Genomic DNA, 1,513 nt, shown 5'->3' on the forward strand with positions numbered 1-1,513 from the left:
CAATGCCGCTCAGTTAGTGGGTTGGGCTGGGTGTCAAGTGGATCGTGTTGTCGTGCGCGTGGGGGCATGAGAGTAGGACAGCGGAACTACTGGTAGAGAGATCTTGTCCGCCAAGACAAACCGCTCACCGGGAGTTCCGCTGTCTGTTCAGTCTGTCATCGGTCGCGTGCCGGTCGTACCGGAGGGGGTGTTCGCGCGGGGGCATTTGGGTGAGTTGACGCAGGTCGTGCCGTTCGAGATGGTCGACGCGGCAGTGGGATCGGCGCGTGCGGTGCAGTCACGGGTACGTGAGTTGCCGTCGCGGGTGGTGGTGTATCTGCTGCTGGCGGCAGGGTTGTTCGCCGAGGTGGGGTATCGGCAGGTCTGGGCGCGGATGGTGGCGGGTCTGCCGGACGCGGGGACCTCTCCGTCGTCCTCGGCGTTGGCTCAGGCGCGGCGGCGGGTCGGGATCGCGCCGTTGCGGGAGTTGTTCGGGTTGCTCGCCGGCCCTGCCGCCGGTGCGGCGCGTTGGCGGGGGTTGTCGGTGTGCGCGATCGATGGGACATCGCTGTTCGTTCCCGACAGTGCGGCCAACCGGGCCGCTTACGGTCTGCATTCCGGGGGCGCTCACGCGGTCGCCGGATATCCGATGCTGCGGCTGGTCGCGGTCGTGGCATGTGGCACCCGCACGGTGATCGACGTGGTGTTCGGATCGATGGCCGCGAGTGAGATCACCTACGCGCCCGCGCTTTCCCGATGCCTGCGGACCGGGACGCTGCTGCTGGCCGATCGCGGGTTCGACGCGAACACCCTGATCGAGCGGTTCGCCGCCACCGGAGCCGATCTGTTGTTCCGCTGCCGTAACAACCGAGGATTCCCTCCGATCGAGCGTTTTCCCGACGGATCCTGGCTGACCCGCATCGGAGGCACGGTCGTGCGGATCATCGCCGCCGATATCGTCGTGACGTGCCACGGTGGGCCGCGCCGGGTCCAGCGTTACCGGTTGATCACCACACTGACCGACCAAAAACGTTATCCGGCACAGGAACTGGTCGCTCTCTACCACAGCAGGTGGGAGATCGAGACCGCCTACCTGGAACTGAAATCCACCATCCTCGGTGGGCGAGTGCTGCGCGCCCGCACACCGGCCGGGGTCACTCAGGAGGTTTACGCCCTGCTGGTCACCTATCAGGCCCTACGCATCGCCATCGCCGACGCTGTTCTCACCGCACCCGACGCCCGGCCCGACCGCGCTGGTTTCACCATCGCCCTGCACACCGCCCGTGACCAGGTCATCCGCGCCGCGGGCATCCTCGCCGCCACCACCATCGACCTGGTCGGGGCCATCGGCCGCGCCGTCCTGGCCCACCCGCTACCGGCCCGCCGCGACCGCACCAGCCCCCGCATCGTCAAACGCGCCATCTCCAAACACCGCGCCAAAGGCGACATCGACCGCAACAGCTACAAAACGCAGATCAGCATCCACATCCTGCCGGGTTGACAACCCGGCAGGATCGCTAACTGAGCGGCATTG

Annotated in this window: 1 protein-coding gene; it reads left to right on the forward strand. The window is 66.9% G+C overall.

Annotated features, from left to right (window positions below):
* Positions 1 to 166: 166 nt before the first annotated feature.
* Entirely contained in the window at positions 167 to 1,480 is a 1,314-nt protein-coding gene (locus tag D5S18_RS32390) for an IS4 family transposase (RefSeq protein ID WP_203237023.1), read from the forward strand.
* The last annotated feature ends 33 nt before the right edge of the window (positions 1,481 to 1,513 follow it).

It is taken from the genome of Nocardia panacis, from assembly GCF_003598715.1.
Taxonomy (GTDB): Bacteria; Actinomycetota; Actinomycetes; order Mycobacteriales; family Mycobacteriaceae; genus Nocardia; species Nocardia panacis.